Raw genomic sequence first — 16,606 nt, forward strand, 5'->3', positions numbered from 1 at the left:
AGATGGCTCAAAATAAAATGTTAGCTATGATTCTTGCAGGTGGACGGGGAACCCGTCTTGAAGGTTTAACAAAAAAGGTGGCCAAACCTGCCGTTGCCTTCGGTGGAAAATACCGCATCATCGATTTCCCTCTCAGTAACTGTGCCAACTCTGGTATCGATATTGTCGGTGTCTTGACCCAGTACGAACCGGTCTTGCTCAACTCATACGTTGCCCAATCACAGCGTTGGGGGTTGGATGTCCAAGGTTCTGGTATTTTTGTCCTGCCACCAAGTGAGAAAATCGAAGGTTTTGGTCTCTATAAGGGCACGGCTGACGCCATCACTCAAAATATCGACTTCATTGATTTGAACGAGCCTGAGTATGTCCTCATCCTGTCTGGTGACCACATCTACAAGATGAACTACGACAAGCTCTTGGATACCCACATTTCCAAGAAGGCTGATGCGACTATAGCAGTTATCGAAGTTCCTATCAAGGAAGCGTCACGCTTTGGTATCATGAATACGGATGATGAGTACCGCATCGAGGAATTTGAAGAAAAACCGGCCAACCCTAAGAGCAATCTTGCCTCAATGGGTATCTATATTTTTACATGGAAAACACTCAAGAAATACCTCCTGGAAGACGACAAATCAGAAACCTCATCACACGACTTCGGCCACGATATTATTCCAAAATACCTGGCAGATGGTCGCACTCTGATTGCTCACCCATTCCGTGGCTACTGGAAGGACGTGGGTACGGTTAATAGTCTCTGGGAATCTAACATGGACCTGATTGACCATGCAGATGAGCTAGACCTGTCTGACCGTTCATGGAGAATCTACTCTGAAGACAAGGGCTCTCCTGCTCAAGTTATCAGTGCTACTGCCTCTGTCAAGTCTGCCTATATCGACAAGGGAGCCATTATTGATGGTGCCATCGAGCACTCTGTTATCTCAAATGATGTGCAAGTTAATGTCGATGCGGTTGTCAAAAATTCTGTCCTCCTACCTGGTGCTATCATCGGTGAGGGCGTTGAATTGGACTATGTCATCGTGGCTGAAAATGTCAAGATTGCGGACGGTGTCAAATTGGCTGGCGAACCAGACAATATCCTCTTGATTGATAAGAATGTGTACAAGTAAGAAAGGTCGATTATGTTAAGAAATACTCTAGGAATTGTAAATATTGAAGGGAATAATGTGCACTTCGGCAATGTCATGGACCACCGTGGTGTGCAAGCCTTTGGTTTCCTTGGCCGCTACCGCTTGATTGACTTTGTCCTGTCCAATATGTCCAACTCTGGCATTACGGAATTTCAGGTCTACATGCCTGCCAAAATGCGCTCAACCATCCAGCACGTCGGAACTGGTAAGCACTACAACATTAACAGTAAGCGTGGTTCGCTCCGTCTCTTGAACGGCGTGACCGACCCCAACTCTGTTTACCAGCATGACATCAATACCTTTTCAGAAAACCTTCATTACATTGAAAGTTCGACCAAGGAATATGTGCTGATTGCGCCATCTTACTTCCTCTACAGCCAAGATTTCACAAAGGTCATGGCAGAGCATCAGGAAACTGGAGCTGACATCACCGTTCTCTACAAAAATGTTATGGACGCCAAGGAGAATTTTATCGGCTGCCAAACCTTGAAATTCGATGATGACAAGCGGGTCGTGGCCTTTGAAGAAAACCACGGTAAATACAAGAATCGTCCTGTTTCACTTGAAGCCTACATCATGAAGCGGACCACCTTTATCGAGCTCATCCGCCGTGCCAACAAGGTTTCCTCGCTCTACTGGCTCAAGGATATCCTGCGCGATGTGGCTGACCAGTATGTCATCCGTGGCTACGCCCACCGTGACTTCGTTGCCTGCATCAACAGCATTGATAGCTATTTCAATACCCAGCTGGACCTCTTGCAGCGTGACACGCGCAAATTGCTCTTCAAAAATGATTGGCCTATCCATACCCAGACCAGCGATTCATCTCCTACTCTTTACGGACCACTGGCAGATGTCAAACGATGCCTGATTGCCAACGGTGCCAATATCAATGGTCAGGTTGAAAATTCTATTATTGACCGGGATGTCATTATCGAGGACGGGGTGACCATTAAGAACTCCATTATCTTAAATGGTGTAACGGTGCGCAACGGTGTCACTATTGAAAATGCCATTATCGATAAGGCGACTAAGATTGTTCATTCTACGGATATTAAAGGAACTGCAAGTAATCCAGCCTATATCAAGGCACATCAAATCATCTAGGAGTAAACATGACAAAAAAATCTGTACTCTTTGTAGCATCTGAGGGACTTCCATTCATCAAAACTGGCGGCTTGGCTGATGTGATCGGCTCTCTGCCAAAAGAATTGGTCAAACAGGGGATGGATGTTCGGGTGGTGCTGCCACTTTACAAGAAAATCGCCATCAACAACCATGCTGATTTTGATTATGTATCCAGCTACGATGTGCGAGCAGGCGATATCCAGTCCATGGCCAATGTCTACAGCCAGGTCGTCGATGGTGTGACCTTCTACTTCATCGAACATCGTGATTTCTTTGAGCGTGACGAGCTCTATGGCTACGATGATGACGCCATGCGGTTTGGGTTCTTCCAGCATGCGACCTGCCGTCTGCTTGAGGCTCTCAACTTCTTCCCAGATGTCATTCATTCCCACGACTGGCATGCGGCGGTCATGCCCTTCCTCTGCCGGACCTTCTACAGCTACCGGGAGGAATTCCGTAATATCAAGCATGTCTTTACCATTCATAACCTGGCTTTCCAAGGGATTTTCAACAAGCAAGCCCTCTGGTCTGCCCTGGGGATGGACTACAGCTACTATCTGGATGGTATTGCACGTTTCCACGACGAATGTATCAGCTTTATGAAGCTAGGTATACTCTACGCTGACAAAGTAACGACTGTTTCTGATACCTACGCCAGAGAAATCCTTACCGAAGAATTTGGTGAGAATATGCAACATGTCTTGGAACTGCGCAAGTATGATTTGACAGGCATTGTCAACGGCATCGATTACGATAGCTGGGATAGCCAGACAGACCCATACTTGGTGAAAAATTATTCATTTGCTACTCTTGCTGATAAAAAGGCCAATAAACTTACCCTCCAGGCTCAATTTGGCTTGCCGCAGGACGAGAATGTCATCATGGTAGGTATCGTATCTCGCCTGACATGGCAGAAAGGCTTCTACCTCTTAACTGAGGTGCTCGGCCATCTTCTTCAAGCCCATGTGCAATTTGTCATCTTGGGTAATGGTGAAGCAGACGTTGAAAATGCCTTCAACCACTTCAAGCATGCCTATCCTGAAAAATTTGCCTTCTACCGTGGCTACAATGAACCGCTTGCCCACCAAATTTATGCAGCAAGTGACCTCTTCCTCATGCCATCCATGTTTGAGCCCTGTGGTATTAGCCAGCTGATTTCCATGCACTATGGGACCCTGCCACTTGTCCGTGAAACAGGGGGATTGGTGGACACCGTCAAGCCATACCACATCGAAACAGCTCAAGGAACTGGCTTTAGCTTCGGCGGCCGTGATGCCTACAGTATGAAACAGGTCTATGACCTGGCCCTACAGACCTACTACGACCGACCAGAAGACTGGAATGCCATGGTCAAGCAAGCCATGGAAGAAGACTTCAGCTGGACCTCTTCAGCTGAGAAATATATCTGGCTCTACCGTGAAATTAGTGGCTAGGTAAGATTTGACAACAAACTGAAGGGGAGTGCGACCAAGGTCCACTCCTTTTCCACAAGGGAGATTGTTATGACAGAATTTACTGATTTGGATTTATACTATATGAATTCCGGTGAGCACACCACACTCTATGAGAAAATGGGGGCTCATATCATCAAGGAGCGTAATAAAATTCTTGGCACCCAATTTCGTGTCTATGCTCCAAATGCGAGAGAAATCTTTTTAGTTGGTGATTTCAATAACTGGGATCGCAGTCATCCCATGAATCGGGAAATTGACGGGGTCTTTGAGCTCTATGTGCCTGATTTGAAATCACTGGAAGACTACAAGTACCTGATTATCAGCCATGACGGTCGGGAAATTTATAAGGCAGACCCCTATGCCTTTTTCAGCCAGGTCCGGCCCAATACTGCCTCCACGACCTATAACAGTCGCTACAAGTTTAAGGACGATATCTGGATGTATGACCGGGTTTCTTACGATTTCAAGGAAGAACCTGTGTCTATTTACGAGGTTCATCTGGGTTCTTGGAAACAAAAGGTTGTCAATCAAAACCAGGCTGGCGCCCCGCTTGAATCCTTCTATTCCTATAAGGAAATCGCCCTTCTCTTGATTGACTATGTCAAGGAAAACAAATTCACCCACATCGAGCTGATGCCCATCACCGAGCATCCTCTGGATGCCTCTTGGGGCTATCAGGTCACTGGCTATTACAGTCCGACCAGCCGCTATGGCAAGCCTGATGAATTAAAATACCTGGTAGACCAGTGTCACCAGGCTGGGATTGGGGTTATTTTGGACTGGGTTCCCCTCCACTTCTGTAAGGATGCCCATGGTCTCTATCAGTTTGACGGATCCTGGCTCTATGAGTATTTCCATGAAAATGACCGTGAAAATAGACAGTGGGGTACGGCCAACTTTGACCTGGGCAAGGGCATTACGCGGTCCTTCCTCCTCTCTAACCTTAAATACTGGCTAGACAACTTCCATTTTGACGGCATTCGGGTCGATGCCCTTTCCTACCTCCTCTATTGGCGCGGAGAAACCGAAGAGGACAAAATCAACCATGCCGCAATTGACTTTATCAAGCGGGTCAATGCCATGGTTCACACCGATTACAAGGGCGTTCTCATGATTGCCGAGGATTCCTCAAGCTATCCAAAAGTCACCCATGCACTGGAAGACGGCGGTATTGGCTTTGACCTCAAATGGGACTTGGGCTGGATGAATGATACCCTGAAATTTGTCGAGCGTCCGTCTGTTTATCGTAAATACCATTCCAAGGAAATCACCTTTGGCATGTATTACAATCAAAACGAGCACTACCTCCTACCCCTGTCCCACGACGAGGTTGTCCATGGGAAACACTCTATCATTAATAAGATGAACGGGGATTTTGAAGATAAATTCCACCTGGCCCGTGTTTACTACAGCTTCTACTATGCCCATCCTGGTAAAAAACTCCTCTTCATGGGTAATGAATGGGGCCACATCCGCGAATGGCATGAATATACAGAAATGGACTGGGGATTGCGCCTTTATCCAAACCACGAGTCCTTCTACCAGATGATGAAAACCCTGTCTAACTTCTATCGGGACAATGATGCCTTTTGGAAATACGACCATCAAGCCTATGACAAGGGCTTTGATTGGATAACAATAGATGAAGAGGCCAGCGTCTACGCCTTTGTCCGCAAGAGTGATGACCAGGAAATTCTAACTGTTCATAACTTCAATGATCAGGAGGTCTTCGATGTGCACCTAGCCCTACCAACAGATTCTGAATACAAACTGGTCTTCTCATCCAATGCCATTCCAATGGAATCCTTCATCCTTTATCCGGATGAAAATGGAGCCAAGATTACTGTTCCAAGGTTGACGTCCTTCTATCTGGAGCGAGTGAAATAGCGATAAAATCTTGTGCCTTTGGTGCAAGATTTTTTTCTGTGCATTTGAGGAAAAAATCCACACAAAAAAGCCAGCCACTGTTTAGATGACTGACCTATGTGTTCTATTCAACTGCTGTGTAAGTTGCTGCTTTCTCAAGGAAGGCGTCAAATTCACCTTTGGCTTTGACATCAGCGATAACCTTGTCGATTTCTGCTTTGAGGTCTGCGCTGCCTTTTGGAAGAGCAATGACTTTTGAATTTTCATCAATGGTTGGGAACTCAGCTTTGGCGATGGCCAAGTCAGCATTTTGTGAAACATAACCTGCTGCCACTGGCGAGTCCATCAAGACTGCATCAACCTTACCAGCCTTCAATTCGTTGACCGCTTCGCCCATCAAAGTGAGAGAAACAATCTTAGCACTGCTCAAGTTTTCTTTAGCATACGTTTCTTGTGTAGAACCTTTTTGAACGGCCAAGTTAAGACCTGCAAGAGCGTCGGTGTCTTTAATCTGATCTGCCTTGTCCTTGTTGACCAAGAGAACATCTGAAATCAGGTAATATTCTTCAGAGAAATCAAATGTTTTCGCACGTTCTTCTGAGTAAGAAATACCCGCAATGGCGATATCTGCCTTGCCATTTTGCACGCTGGTCAAGACGTTGTCAAAGTTCATTGGAGAGATTTCCAATTTTACGCCCAATTCATCAGCAATTTTCTGTGCCAACATGATGTCCGCACCAACGACTTCGTTTTTGCCGTCTACAAGTGCTTGGAATTCAAAAGGTGCATAGTCTGGGCTAGTAGCTGCGACCAAGGTACCTTTTTCCTTGATAGCATCCAAAGTTGACTTGCTTGACTCCGTCGTTGACGATGAACAAGCTGCCAAGGTAAGACCAGCTACAACAGTTGCCGCAAGAGTTAAAATTTTATTAAATTTCATGATAATTTCCTTCTTTATTGCTTATGTTTTCAGATATTCTGAAACAACATGACCTATTATATGGCATTTTTATTCATTTGTCAACGGGAGTGCTTTGAATATTTATTCTTTATTTACTGATTGACTGTTGGTAGGCTTCTTCGACAAAGTCTGACATCTTGCCTGACTCAACCAGCTCTTTCACGACCTTGTCAATCTTAGCTTTCAGCTCTGCGCTTCCTTTTGGCATGGCAACAGCATAAGAGTCCGAAATGGTTGTCTCAATGTCCATGTCCACAATTTGCAGGTCTGGGTTGCTACCCACATAAGCCTTAGCAATCGGTTCTTCAAAGATTACACCGTCCAATTGGCCAGATTTTAATTGCTGGATCAGGTCGCCGTTCTTCTCTAGACTGAGGATGGATGAGTCAGCAAAAGCCTCCTTGGCAACGGATTCTTGGATAGAACCTTTCTGGGTACCGATGGTTACTGATGCGAAATCTTCAGCCTTGCTGTATTTAGCTGCGTCATCCTTTTTGACAATCATCTTGTTGACCGACTGGTAGTAGGCTTCTGAGAAGTCGTAGGTTTTGGCGCGTTCTTCTGTGGCAGAAATCCCTGAAATACCAACGTCCGCCGTACCTTTTTGGACACTTGCCAATACGTTAGAGAAGCTCATTGGTGAGAACTCTACTTCCACGCCCAATTCTTCACCGATGGCCTTGGCCAACTCGATATCTGCCCCTACGATGGTATCCTTACCGTCAATCAATTGCTTGTATTCAAAGGGCGGGAATTCTGGGTTGAGGGCAACGACCAGGGTCCCCTTGTCTTCGATTTTTTCAAGTGTGGTTTGGTCGCTGTTTGATGAACCACATGCAGCCAAAGCCAAACTAGCAAAGCAAACTGTCGCAAATGTATAAACTTTTTTTAATTTCATGATAATCTCCTTTTTATGCAATAGACACTATTTTTATACCATACATTTCGTATGTTTATGCTATTTTATACCATAATTATGCAATTGTCAACCATGAAATCCGAATTTTTATACATTTTCTTGAAAAAATGAAAAATGCTGAAAAAACACCCTGTTGCCAGAGTGTTCCAGTTATCAGTTTTTAATCAATTTCTAAGCCGCCTGTATACAGTCTGTAGTAGACGCCTTTTTTCTCCATGAGCTCTGCGTGGTTACCACGTTCGACAATGCGGCCATGGTCCATAACCATAATGACATCAGAGTTGACAATCGTCGACAAGCGGTGGGCTATGATAAAGACGGTCCGGCCCTGCATGAGCTTGTCCATACCCTCTTGGACCATTTTATCGGTCAAGGAATCGATAGAGGAAGTCGCCTCATCCAAAATCAGGACCGGAGCATTGGCTAGGGCTGCCCTGGCAATAGCAATCAGCTGACGTTGACCATTTGACAAGCCAGCCCCATCACCGCTAATCTGGGCGTCGTAGCCATTTTCCAAATGTTTGACAAAGCGGTCAACATTAGATAATTTTGCCGCAGCCAGTATCTCATCTCGACTGGCAGCTTCATTACCATGGGCGATATTTTCCGCAATGGTCCCTGTAAAGAGGTGGGTATCCTGCAAGACGATGCCCAGGGATTTTCTCAGAGAAGCCTTATCAATCAAACGAATATCAATTCCGTCGTAGGTAATTATGCCTGACTGAATCTCGTAGAAACGATTGATGAGATTGGTAATAGTCGTTTTCCCAGCTCCTGTCGCTCCGATTGATCCCTTGGTCGATAATCGCCGCCATCAAAAAGGGAATGGATAGCTCGAACAGCACTTCAATCGTCATCGCCAAGAATGCCAAAATCGAGGGTCGCTTATAGTTACCAACATAGCCTAGTAGTATCTTATACATTACTCTCCTCCTTTATCACAATTATCACTAACTATTATTATATTACTATTCAAGAAAATATTCAATGATAAACAGGAAAATGACAGGAAAAAAAGCCGAACATCCTTGTTCAACTTCGCTTCTATCTATAATTCCTATCCCATTCTCCATCCTGGTCTTTCCTTGTATAGAAAAATTCAGACAGATTTGGATCATCCATGACCTTGAGAATTTCCAGCAAGTCATAGGCCAAATCCATTTGGGGTAAATCCGATTTTTTAACCCAACGGACTTCTCCTTCTTCCGTCGAGAGGAGTTGACCGGTAAATGCTGTCGCCTTGTAGAGAAAGACAATGTAACGATGCCCCTCCTTATCAGGCCAGTGCTTGGTCCCAACCAGCTGGGCATTCTGAATTGTCAGACCGGTTTCTTCATAGACCTCACGGACGACCGAATCATAAAATGGCTCATTTTCCTCAATGTGACCCCCTGGGAATGCAACGCCGGACCAACGATAACGATCGGGGTCGCGGATTTGTACCACCACATTTCCATCCTTGTCTTCAATGAGGCACATATTGGTCAGGGTAACGGTTTGCTTACGGGACATAGTTCACTCCTTTTATAATATATTCCTCATTATACCACAAAAGCCAAGGAAATCCCTCGGCTTTGTTAATTTCTTACCAACGTGGTTCTGCTTCAAAGGTCCATTTCCGGGTCCAAGAATGGCTCTGACCTGGCTGGATAGAAATGGTTTGGATGATTTCTGGACTGACGATATGGTCCGTTGCCCATAGGAGGAGACTGGTTGGGGTGACGCTGTCCGTCCCAGTCACGCTAGCCTTAGCCCCCTTGTGCAAGAGTTTCCATGAAAACTCATCTCGGAGCGGAGCATTTTCCGTAGAAAGCACACTCAAAGACACATCGGTCTCACACTTGTCAAAGGTAATAGCCTTGCCGTTTGCTATAAAATTATTATGGTCGTAGCCACCAAATCCCTCCAGGCGCTGGTCGCCCAAATCATACATGTCCGGCAGCTCCAGGCGGTAGTCAGGCGAAATAGCCATCCCATCGATACTGAGGAAATTATGGCAATATTCCTCGGTCACAATCTCCCGCTCGCCAACATTAGTGATGGTCGCCTCCAAAATCAGGTGATTGTCCTCTATCCGAATGGTCTTACGCACCTGAGCCGCAATGCCCAAACAAGGCACCGCATCCGTCACAAAGTCCGCACTGGTCTCCGTGTGGCTAAAAGTCACAGGATAGGGCACAACCTCCTCATACTTGTGTTCAAACTGGTAGCCCAGGTCGCTGTCCTGCTTGATCAGACCCACTCCCAGCTTTGGAAAATAGTTTCCGACTGCAGCACCTTGTGAAAAATCACCCGAAAACTCACAACACAGACCGCGGCCGCCCGATGACAAGTGTCTCAGGTTCATGGGTTCATTGGCACAGAAATGCGTATCTCCGTCCAAAATGACATTAGAGATGAAACCAGCTCGGTCAAAGCGAAAAGTATCATTGGGCCGCTCGCCAGGCTCAGCAATCTCCACTCGCAGGCGATGATTGGTAAGGTAGATCATAAGAACCTCCGTGAATGTTTTATAACATAATTATATATTAAATATCCACCTAAAACAATAGCCTACCCTACTTTTCCAAAATCATCCGATATTCTGTCCGTTCTTGGCCGAGATGGACCTGTTTGCTCACCCCATCAAAGCGAAAGCCGACTTTTTCATAGAAAGAAATAGCACGCGCATTTCCTTCCAGCACCCAGAGGCAAACTCTATCGTAGTCTTGAATTTTTTCCAGTGCAGCTTGGAGCAGTCGGTAGCCGACTTTCTGACCGTAGACATCCGCCAGCACATAGAGGGCGTATAGTTCGCCAGCATTTTCCAAATCCTCCGACATGGACTGACCATAGCAGGTAAAGCCTACTACCTGGTCATTTTCAAGAGCCACAAAAATCCTCTCTGGATAGCGAAAGGCCCAGTCCTGACAGCGTTCTAGCGTGTAGGTCTTTTGGAGAAATTCCTGCGGTAAGAGGTCTGCATATGCCTCCTGCCAAGCCTTCCAATGAACATAGGCCTTGCCCATCTTTTCCTCGTCCGTCTGCATCGGTTTAATAATCATCACTATCGCCTCCTTTTGAAATGATTATACCGAAAAAAAGAAGCTAACACAAGGTCAACTTCTCATCTTCATTACGGATGCAAGCGGTGCAACATACGTGGGAATGGAATGGCTTCACGGATGTGTTTTGTACCAGCTACAAAGGTTACCATACGCTCAATACCGATACCAAAACCACCGTGTGGTACCGAACCGTACTTGCGGAGGTCAAGGTAAAATTCGTATTCTGACTTGTCCATACCGAGCTCGTCCATCTTGGCTACCAGGGCATCGTAGTTATCTTCACGCATAGAACCACCGATGATTTCACCGTAGCCTTCTGGCGCCAAGAGGTCCGCACAAAGCACGCGCTCTGGATTGCCTGGAACTGGCTTCATGTAGAAGGCCTTGAAGCTTGCTGGATAGTTAACAACGAAAGTTGGTACACCAAAGTAGTTTGAAATCCAAGTTTCATGTGGTGAGCCAAAATCATCTCCATGCTCGATGTGTTCGTAGTCTGTATCTTCATCAGCTTCATGTTCTTGCAGAAGGGTAATGGCATCATCATAAGCTACACGTTTGAATGGCTCCGCAATGTAGCGTTTCAAAGCGTCCACATCACGCTCAAGCGTTTCCAAGGCTTGTGGAGCACGGTCAATAACGCCTTGAATCAAGGCCTTGACATAAGCTTCTTGCAAGTCAAGTGACTCTTCATGGCTGAGGAATGAATACTCGGCATCCATCATCCAGAACTCTGTCAAGTGACGGCGGGTTTTTGATTTTTCTGCACGGAAAACTGGTCCGAAGTCAAAGACACGACCAAGGGCCATAGCACCTGCTTCAAGGTACAGCTGACCAGATTGGCTGAGGTAGGCAGGTTGACCAAAGTAGTCTGTTTCGAACAATTCTGTTGAATCTTCTGCCGCATTTCCTGACAGGATTGGGCTATCAAACTTGATAAAACCATTCTTTTCAAAGAACTCATAAGTCGCATAAATGATGGCATTTCGGATTTGTTGAATGGCTACCTGTTTACGAGAACGCAACCAGAGGTGACGGTTGTCCATAAGGAAATCTGTCCCGTGTTCTTTTGGTGTGATTGGGTAATCTTGTGACTCACCGATGACTTCCAAGTCTGTCACATCCAACTCATAACCAAACTTAGAACGCTCATCTTCCTTGACAATCCCTGTCACATAGACAGACGTTTCTTGGCTGAGGCGTTTTGCTACATCAAATTTTTCCGTTCCCTCTTCTTCACCGAATTTTTCAATGAAGTTTGGTTTGAAGGCAACTGCTTGGAAGAAGGCTGTTCCGTCACGCAATTGCAAGAAGGCCAATTTGCCCTTACCTGACTTGTTGGCAACCCAGGCACCAATGGTCACTTCTTGACCGACATAATCTTTTACTTGGTTAATGGTGATTAATTTTCTAGACATAATCTTTCCTTTTTTCTTTTATTTTGACATGAATGTGTGGAGTCGAGCAACAGCCTCTTTGAGCGTGTCCATATCTGTCGCGTAGCTGAGGCGGATATTTTCAGGAGCACCAAAACCTGCACCTGTCACCAAGGCTACTCCTACTTCTTCCAAGATAGCAGTGGTAAATTCGGTCACATCTGTGTAGCCCTTCATTTCCATTGCTTTTTTGACGTTTGGGAAGAGATAGAAGGCTCCTTCTGGTTTGATGACTTCAAAACCTGGCACTTCTGCTAGTAATGGATAGATGGTGTTAAGTCGTTCTTCAAAGGCCTGACGCATGGTTTCGACCGTATCTTGCGGGCCTGTAAAGGCTTCGATGGCCGCATATTGAGCAGCCGTGGTCAAATTTGATGTAGTCTGACCGATAATCTTACTCATGGCACCGATAATCTCTGGATTTCCAACCGCAAATCCAACCCGCCAACCAGTCATGGCATAGGCCTTAGCCACTCCATTGACAACAATGGTCTGCTGGCGAATGCTCTCTGAGATACTTGAAATCGGTGTAAAACTATTGCCGTTATAGACCAAACGGCCATAAATATCATCTGCCAAGATGAGAATGTCGTGTTCCACAGCCCAGTTTCCAATAGCCTCCAATTCCTCACGACTGTATATCATACCTGTCGGATTGGACGGGCTGTTGAGCAAGAGGACCTTGGTCTTGTCTGTTCGAACCGCTTCCAACTGGTCAACCGTCACCTTGAAATTATGGTCTTCTGTGGCAGTGACAAAAACTGGCACTCCCTCGTTCATCTTGATCTGGTCGGCATAGGAAACCCAGTAAGGTGTTGGAATCAGCACCTCATCACCAGGATTGATGACCGCTGCAAAGAAAGCATAAAGGACAAACTTGGCACCTGTTGCAAGAACGACTTGATTGCGTTCGATAGAATAGCCATAGAACTTCTCAAAGTAGGTATTGACTGCGTCCTTCAACTCAGGAAGACCTGAAGCCACCGTGTAAAAGCTGGCCTTGCCATTTTCGATAGACTGAATGGCTGCTTCTTGAATATTCTTCGGTGTGACGAAGTCTGGCTCACCCAAGGTCAGCTCTAAAATATCACGCCCTTCCGCCTTCAAGGCCTTGGCACGCGCACCAGCCGCCAAGGTCACACTTTCTTCCATTTCTAAGGCACGATTTGATAGCTTGCTCATAAGCCCTCCTTTTTGATAAAGTCTCCAGTTTTAAAATCAATGTTATAATAGGCCGTCCCTGACTTGATTTCCCAAATCGGCTTGCCCTCCCGCATGCCGATAATCGCGCGGTCAATCTGGCCGGCTCCCTGCTCTTGGGCAATGGTCTCAGCCTGGGCTTGGGCAACGCCGTCAGATAGTTTGTAAACATAAACTTGGGAGGTTTGATCTGACACTAGGATTGCCAGCTCTTGTCCAGCAGAATCCGTCCCTAAGACGGTATGAAAGTCGTCCACACCTCGGTAGGAATTAATCTTTTCAATGGTTTCCAACTGGACTGCTTGACGGGCCAGATTCTCCGCCCTCTCACTTGCCTGGGCATAGGGACTGCTGGCCATTTCCAAAATCAGGAGTATAGAAAATGTCAAAACCGTCAGGATAACTGCTGAACCAATCAAGAATTGTTGACCTAAGGTCAGGCTAATCCAAGGTTCACGTGATGTTTTCGCCATAATAGGAATATTATACTACAAGTTGCCACATATTGCTAATTGAATCCGAAAATTCTGCAAAAAAACTTCAGCTAAAATTCGATATGGGAAAATGCGCTCAAAATCTTGTCAGAATCAGCTTTTTCAGCCATCAAATTTCTTGCCAAAGGAACTAGTTATTGATAAAATATACTTATGAATAAAGTAGAAAACTCTCTAAAAGAAAATCAGCATGCCCTACATAGTTTAGTTGTCTTTCGTCGCGCTGCCAATACTATTAGCAGACAGGAGACAGAGATCATCAGAAAACATGGATTAACCGTTGGCCAATTCGGCGTAATGGAAGCACTTTACAATAAGGGGAATTTGCGCATCCAGGATTTGATTGATAAGTTGCTCAGCACTTCTGGCAACATGACGGTGGTCATTCGGAATATGGTCCGTGATGGCTATATCTTCAAGACCCAGGATGAAAGTGATAAGCGGGCTTCCTTGATTGGTTTGACTCCTTTCGGTCGGGAAACGATTGAGAAGGTTTTGCCGGAACACTATGCTCATGTTGGAAAAATTTTCTCTGTTTTGAGCCAGGAAGAACAGGATTTATTGGCCGATTTACTAAAAAGATTCAAATTCATAGACAAAAATGTTGCTAATTAGTGATTTATGTGTTATGATAGTCACATCAAGTAATTAAGGAGTTACATTATGTCAAACATTTTATTTTTAGTTGGTTCTCTTCGTGAATGTTCATTCACTGCTCAATTGGCTCAAGCTGCTGAAAATGCACTTGAAGGTAAAGCAACTGTATCTTACCTTGATTGGAAAGAAATTCCTGTATTCTCACAAGATTTGGAAGCTGATGCTCCTGCATCTGTAAAAGCTGCGCGTGAAGCAGTTGTTGCTGCTGACGCTATCTGGATTTTCTCACCAGTTTACAACGCTGCTATCCCTGGTTCAGTGAAAAACGTTCTCGATTGGCTCAGCCGTGCACTTGATTTGTCAGATCCACGTGGTGCTTCTGCTCTTCATGAAAAAGTGGCAACAGTATCTATCACTTCATCTGCACACCAAGAAGATGCAGCTGTTCAATACCGTGCACTTCTTCCATTCATCCGCACAAACTTCGTAGATGAATTGACACTTGCAACAAACGGCGCTCCAGTTGATGAAGAACAATTGGCTAAACAAGTTGACGCAGTTCTCGCTGCAATTAACTAATTCACAAGCCTCCCTACAACAAGAACCTATATTCACAAGCTAAATATGCTGAGCTGCAAATACAGGTTCTAAGTCTATTTCTCAGGAGATAGGCTTTTCTTTTTTACTCAAAAAGTCCTAGGTTCTTGACTACCTAGGACTGCTGCTTTTATCTGAATAGATTTTGTGTGCTTGAATTTGGACTAACCCAGATTTTTTGCGACAATATCCGCCGTCGAACTGATTTTCTGACGTCTTCTGGTCCTATTTCCTAGTTATTTTATAGCAGAATGGGGAAAGATTCTCAATACGCATATTCCATAGAATAGACAAGGCACCCAGAATCTGGGTGCCTATCTATTTTCTACTACCAAACAGGTCTGCTATCTGGCCTACAAGTGGGAGTTGAGAAGATGCAATATAAACCAATCATTCGACTAGTGGTGGGAATGTAGGTCCAGATAAAGACCATGTAGGATAGTTGGAAAGCATAAGGATTACTCTTCTCTTCTGCGAGCTGTGCCTGCTATGGCAAGGGCAGCTAGGAAGAGGCTAGCACCAATTGCAGTCACTGCATGTGAATCGCTGGTACCAGTATTTGGCAATTGAGCCGTACCAGGGCTAGCTGGTTGTGCAGGTCCTGCTGGGCTCGGTTGAGCTGGAGTTGTTGGAACTTCTGGCTCAACTGGAGTCTCAGGCTTGACAGGTGTCACAACAATCGGTCTACTTGGTCGAGCTGGTGGGCTCGGAATGTAGTTGATTGGTGTATCTTGACCTGGATTTCCTGGGATAGGAGGCGCAATGTAGCCCTTGGTTGGATCACTTGGATCTACTGGCTGCAATGGTACTCCTCCTGGGCCGACAGGGATATAACCCGGAACATGCGGAATAGATGGTAGATCTGTACCTGGTTTGCCTGGGTCTGTCGGATGATTCGGATATGGAATCGGAGTGGATGGCTGACCTGGAATGTTTGGCACATAGCTTCCAATTGGTACATAAGTGTAGACAACACTCGTACCGCCTGCTGGAATCTTACCAGAAGCATTGCTTGGTACTTCCTTGAGCAGATAGCCCTTGATGATCTCAGGGGTAGTCGTGTAATCATCACCAACCTTACCTGGAATGGACTTGCTTGGAATCAAATCATTGCCCTTGTCATCCACATAGCGCACGGTCACGCTAGCGTCTTGTGGAATGTACTTGATAACAGTTTCTTCACCTGGCTTGCTTGGTACAGGTGGCAGGTAGTTACCGTCTGGACCCTTAGGTAATTCTTTACCGTCTGGTCCTACAGGGATGTAGCCTGGAACGACTGGCACAACACCTGCCGGAATACCTGGTTTACCTGGGTCTGTCGGATGGTTCGGATATGGAATTGGTGGCACTGGGTCGTGACCCTCTGGCAATTCTGGTACCCATGAACCGAGTTTATTGTAAACATAGACAACGGTTGTACCTTCTGCTCCCACCTTGCCCTTGCTGTTAGCAGGGATTTCAGTTAGATAGTAGCCCTCAATCACCTGTGGAGTGGTGGTGTAGTCATCACCGACCTTGACTTCCTTGCTTTCTGTTGGACGCAGGTCTGCACCCGTATCGTCCACATACTTGACAGTCAGGCTAACAGTATTTGGAACATACTCGATAACCGTATCTTCACCTGGCTTGCTTGGTACAGGCGGAAGCTCATAACCTCCATCTGGACTTGGTTCCAATGGAATGGTTTGTCCAGGGTTATTTGGATCTGGGTAGACAGGAATGGTTCCAGGTCTTAGTTTCTAGTGAAAATTTTTGTTTT

Annotated in this window: 15 protein-coding genes and 1 pseudogene; 6 read left to right on the forward strand and 10 right to left on the reverse strand. The window is 45.7% G+C overall.

Going from position 1 to position 16,606, the window contains the following annotated elements; translation table 11 throughout:
* Positions 1-2 precede the first annotated feature (2 nt).
* The 4 genes from ACHBHN_RS04960 to glgB all read left to right on the forward strand — a co-directional run bounded on the left by ACHBHN_RS04960 (position 3) and on the right by glgB (position 5,620).
* Positions 3-1,130, forward strand: a complete 1,128-nt coding sequence (locus ACHBHN_RS04960) for a glucose-1-phosphate adenylyltransferase (RefSeq protein WP_105161177.1) — start codon at positions 3-5, stop codon at positions 1,128-1,130.
* Positions 1,131-1,142: 12 nt separating this feature from the next.
* A complete protein-coding gene (gene glgD, locus ACHBHN_RS04965) occupies positions 1,143-2,258 on the forward strand; it encodes a glucose-1-phosphate adenylyltransferase subunit GlgD (protein ID WP_394733729.1) in 1,116 nt (371 codons plus the stop codon).
* 8 nt (positions 2,259-2,266) lie between these two features.
* On the forward strand, positions 2,267-3,712 hold the full coding sequence (gene glgA / locus ACHBHN_RS04970; RefSeq protein WP_394733730.1) for a glycogen synthase GlgA: 1,446 nt from the start codon (positions 2,267-2,269) through the stop codon (positions 3,710-3,712).
* A gap of 69 nt (positions 3,713-3,781) precedes the next feature.
* Complete coding sequence (gene glgB, locus ACHBHN_RS04975) at positions 3,782-5,620, forward strand: 1,4-alpha-glucan branching protein GlgB (RefSeq protein ID WP_394733731.1); 1,839 nt, start codon at positions 3,782-3,784, stop codon at positions 5,618-5,620.
* Between the two features lie 103 nt (positions 5,621-5,723).
* Here glgB and ACHBHN_RS04980 read toward each other — a convergent pair whose 3' ends face one another.
* From ACHBHN_RS04980 to ACHBHN_RS05020, 9 genes and pseudogenes are all read right to left on the reverse strand, one after another.
* Positions 5,724-6,539 (reverse strand): transporter substrate-binding domain-containing protein, encoded by an 816-nt coding sequence (locus ACHBHN_RS04980; protein WP_105122752.1) that lies wholly within the window; start codon positions 6,537-6,539, stop codon positions 5,724-5,726.
* Between the two features lie 109 nt (positions 6,540-6,648).
* Positions 6,649-7,461 (reverse strand): transporter substrate-binding domain-containing protein, encoded by an 813-nt coding sequence (locus tag ACHBHN_RS04985; protein ID WP_394732626.1) that lies wholly within the window; start codon positions 7,459-7,461, stop codon positions 6,649-6,651.
* Between the two features lie 178 nt (positions 7,462-7,639).
* Positions 7,640-8,266: pseudogene (locus tag ACHBHN_RS04990) on the reverse strand (ABC transporter ATP-binding protein); the annotation flags it as partial.
* A gap of 257 nt (positions 8,267-8,523) precedes the next feature.
* Positions 8,524-8,991 (reverse strand): 8-oxo-dGTP diphosphatase, encoded by a 468-nt coding sequence (locus ACHBHN_RS04995; protein WP_105110492.1) that lies wholly within the window; start codon positions 8,989-8,991, stop codon positions 8,524-8,526.
* A 73-nt stretch (positions 8,992-9,064) separates the two neighbouring features.
* On the reverse strand, positions 9,065-9,970 hold the full coding sequence (locus ACHBHN_RS05000; RefSeq protein ID WP_105161172.1) for a hypothetical protein: 906 nt from the start codon (positions 9,968-9,970) through the stop codon (positions 9,065-9,067).
* A 67-nt stretch (positions 9,971-10,037) separates the two neighbouring features.
* Positions 10,038-10,523 (reverse strand): GNAT family N-acetyltransferase, encoded by a 486-nt coding sequence (locus ACHBHN_RS05005; RefSeq protein ID WP_394733732.1) that lies wholly within the window; start codon positions 10,521-10,523, stop codon positions 10,038-10,040.
* Positions 10,524-10,594: 71 nt separating this feature from the next.
* Positions 10,595-11,941, reverse strand: coding sequence for an asparagine--tRNA ligase (gene asnS, locus ACHBHN_RS05010; protein ID WP_024383694.1), 1,347 nt, complete (start codon positions 11,939-11,941; stop codon positions 10,595-10,597).
* An 18-nt stretch (positions 11,942-11,959) separates the two neighbouring features.
* Complete coding sequence (locus tag ACHBHN_RS05015; RefSeq protein ID WP_105161171.1) at positions 11,960-13,141, reverse strand: pyridoxal phosphate-dependent aminotransferase; 1,182 nt, start codon at positions 13,139-13,141, stop codon at positions 11,960-11,962.
* Positions 13,138-13,632, reverse strand: coding sequence for a DUF5590 domain-containing protein (locus tag ACHBHN_RS05020; protein ID WP_105110495.1), 495 nt, complete (start codon positions 13,630-13,632; stop codon positions 13,138-13,140). Before ACHBHN_RS05020 ends, ACHBHN_RS05015 begins: the two co-directional genes overlap by 4 nt.
* Before the next feature lie 174 nt (positions 13,633-13,806).
* Between ACHBHN_RS05020 and ACHBHN_RS05025 the strand changes: the two genes are divergently transcribed.
* Together ACHBHN_RS05025 and ACHBHN_RS05030 are read left to right on the forward strand one after the other, a co-directional pair.
* Positions 13,807-14,268, forward strand: a complete 462-nt coding sequence (locus tag ACHBHN_RS05025) for a MarR family winged helix-turn-helix transcriptional regulator (RefSeq protein ID WP_105122338.1) — start codon at positions 13,807-13,809, stop codon at positions 14,266-14,268.
* A 48-nt stretch (positions 14,269-14,316) separates the two neighbouring features.
* Positions 14,317-14,829, forward strand: a complete 513-nt coding sequence (locus ACHBHN_RS05030) for an NADPH-dependent FMN reductase (RefSeq protein WP_394733733.1) — start codon at positions 14,317-14,319, stop codon at positions 14,827-14,829.
* A 476-nt stretch (positions 14,830-15,305) separates the two neighbouring features.
* Here ACHBHN_RS05030 and ACHBHN_RS05035 read toward each other — a convergent pair whose 3' ends face one another.
* Positions 15,306-16,523 carry a MucBP domain-containing protein gene (locus ACHBHN_RS05035; protein ID WP_394733734.1) on the reverse strand — a complete coding sequence of 406 codons (1,218 nt, stop codon included), beginning with the start codon at positions 16,521-16,523 and terminating at the stop codon, positions 15,306-15,308.
* Positions 16,524-16,606: the final 83 nt, after the last annotated feature.

Origin of the sequence: Streptococcus sp. A22 (assembly GCF_043674215.1) — a bacterium.
GTDB lineage: Bacteria > Bacillota > Bacilli > Lactobacillales > Streptococcaceae > Streptococcus > Streptococcus suis_V.

Bases quoted from the DNA above. Each gene is read 5' to 3' on its own strand.
- asnS (WP_024383694.1), bottom strand. From the start codon at position 11,941: ATGTCTAGAAAATTAATCACCATTAACCAAGTAAAAGATTATGTCGGT.
- glgD (WP_394733729.1), top strand. From the start codon at position 1,143: ATGTTAAGAAATACTCTAGGAATTGTAAATATTGAAGGGAATAATGTG.
- ACHBHN_RS05005 (WP_394733732.1), bottom strand. From the start codon at position 10,523: ATGATTATTAAACCGATGCAGACGGACGAGGAAAAGATGGGCAAGGCC.
- ACHBHN_RS05025 (WP_105122338.1), top strand. From the start codon at position 13,807: ATGAATAAAGTAGAAAACTCTCTAAAAGAAAATCAGCATGCCCTACAT.
- ACHBHN_RS05020 (WP_105110495.1), bottom strand. From the start codon at position 13,632: ATGGCGAAAACATCACGTGAACCTTGGATTAGCCTGACCTTAGGTCAA.
- ACHBHN_RS05000 (WP_105161172.1), bottom strand. From the start codon at position 9,970: ATGATCTACCTTACCAATCATCGCCTGCGAGTGGAGATTGCTGAGCCT.
- glgB (WP_394733731.1), top strand. From the start codon at position 3,782: ATGACAGAATTTACTGATTTGGATTTATACTATATGAATTCCGGTGAG.
- glgA (WP_394733730.1), top strand. From the start codon at position 2,267: ATGACAAAAAAATCTGTACTCTTTGTAGCATCTGAGGGACTTCCATTC.
- ACHBHN_RS04980 (WP_105122752.1), bottom strand. From the start codon at position 6,539: ATGAAATTTAATAAAATTTTAACTCTTGCGGCAACTGTTGTAGCTGGT.
- ACHBHN_RS05015 (WP_105161171.1), bottom strand. From the start codon at position 13,141: ATGAGCAAGCTATCAAATCGTGCCTTAGAAATGGAAGAAAGTGTGACC.
- ACHBHN_RS04995 (WP_105110492.1), bottom strand. From the start codon at position 8,991: ATGTCCCGTAAGCAAACCGTTACCCTGACCAATATGTGCCTCATTGAA.
- ACHBHN_RS04960 (WP_105161177.1), top strand. From the start codon at position 3: ATGGCTCAAAATAAAATGTTAGCTATGATTCTTGCAGGTGGACGGGGA.
- ACHBHN_RS05030 (WP_394733733.1), top strand. From the start codon at position 14,317: ATGTCAAACATTTTATTTTTAGTTGGTTCTCTTCGTGAATGTTCATTC.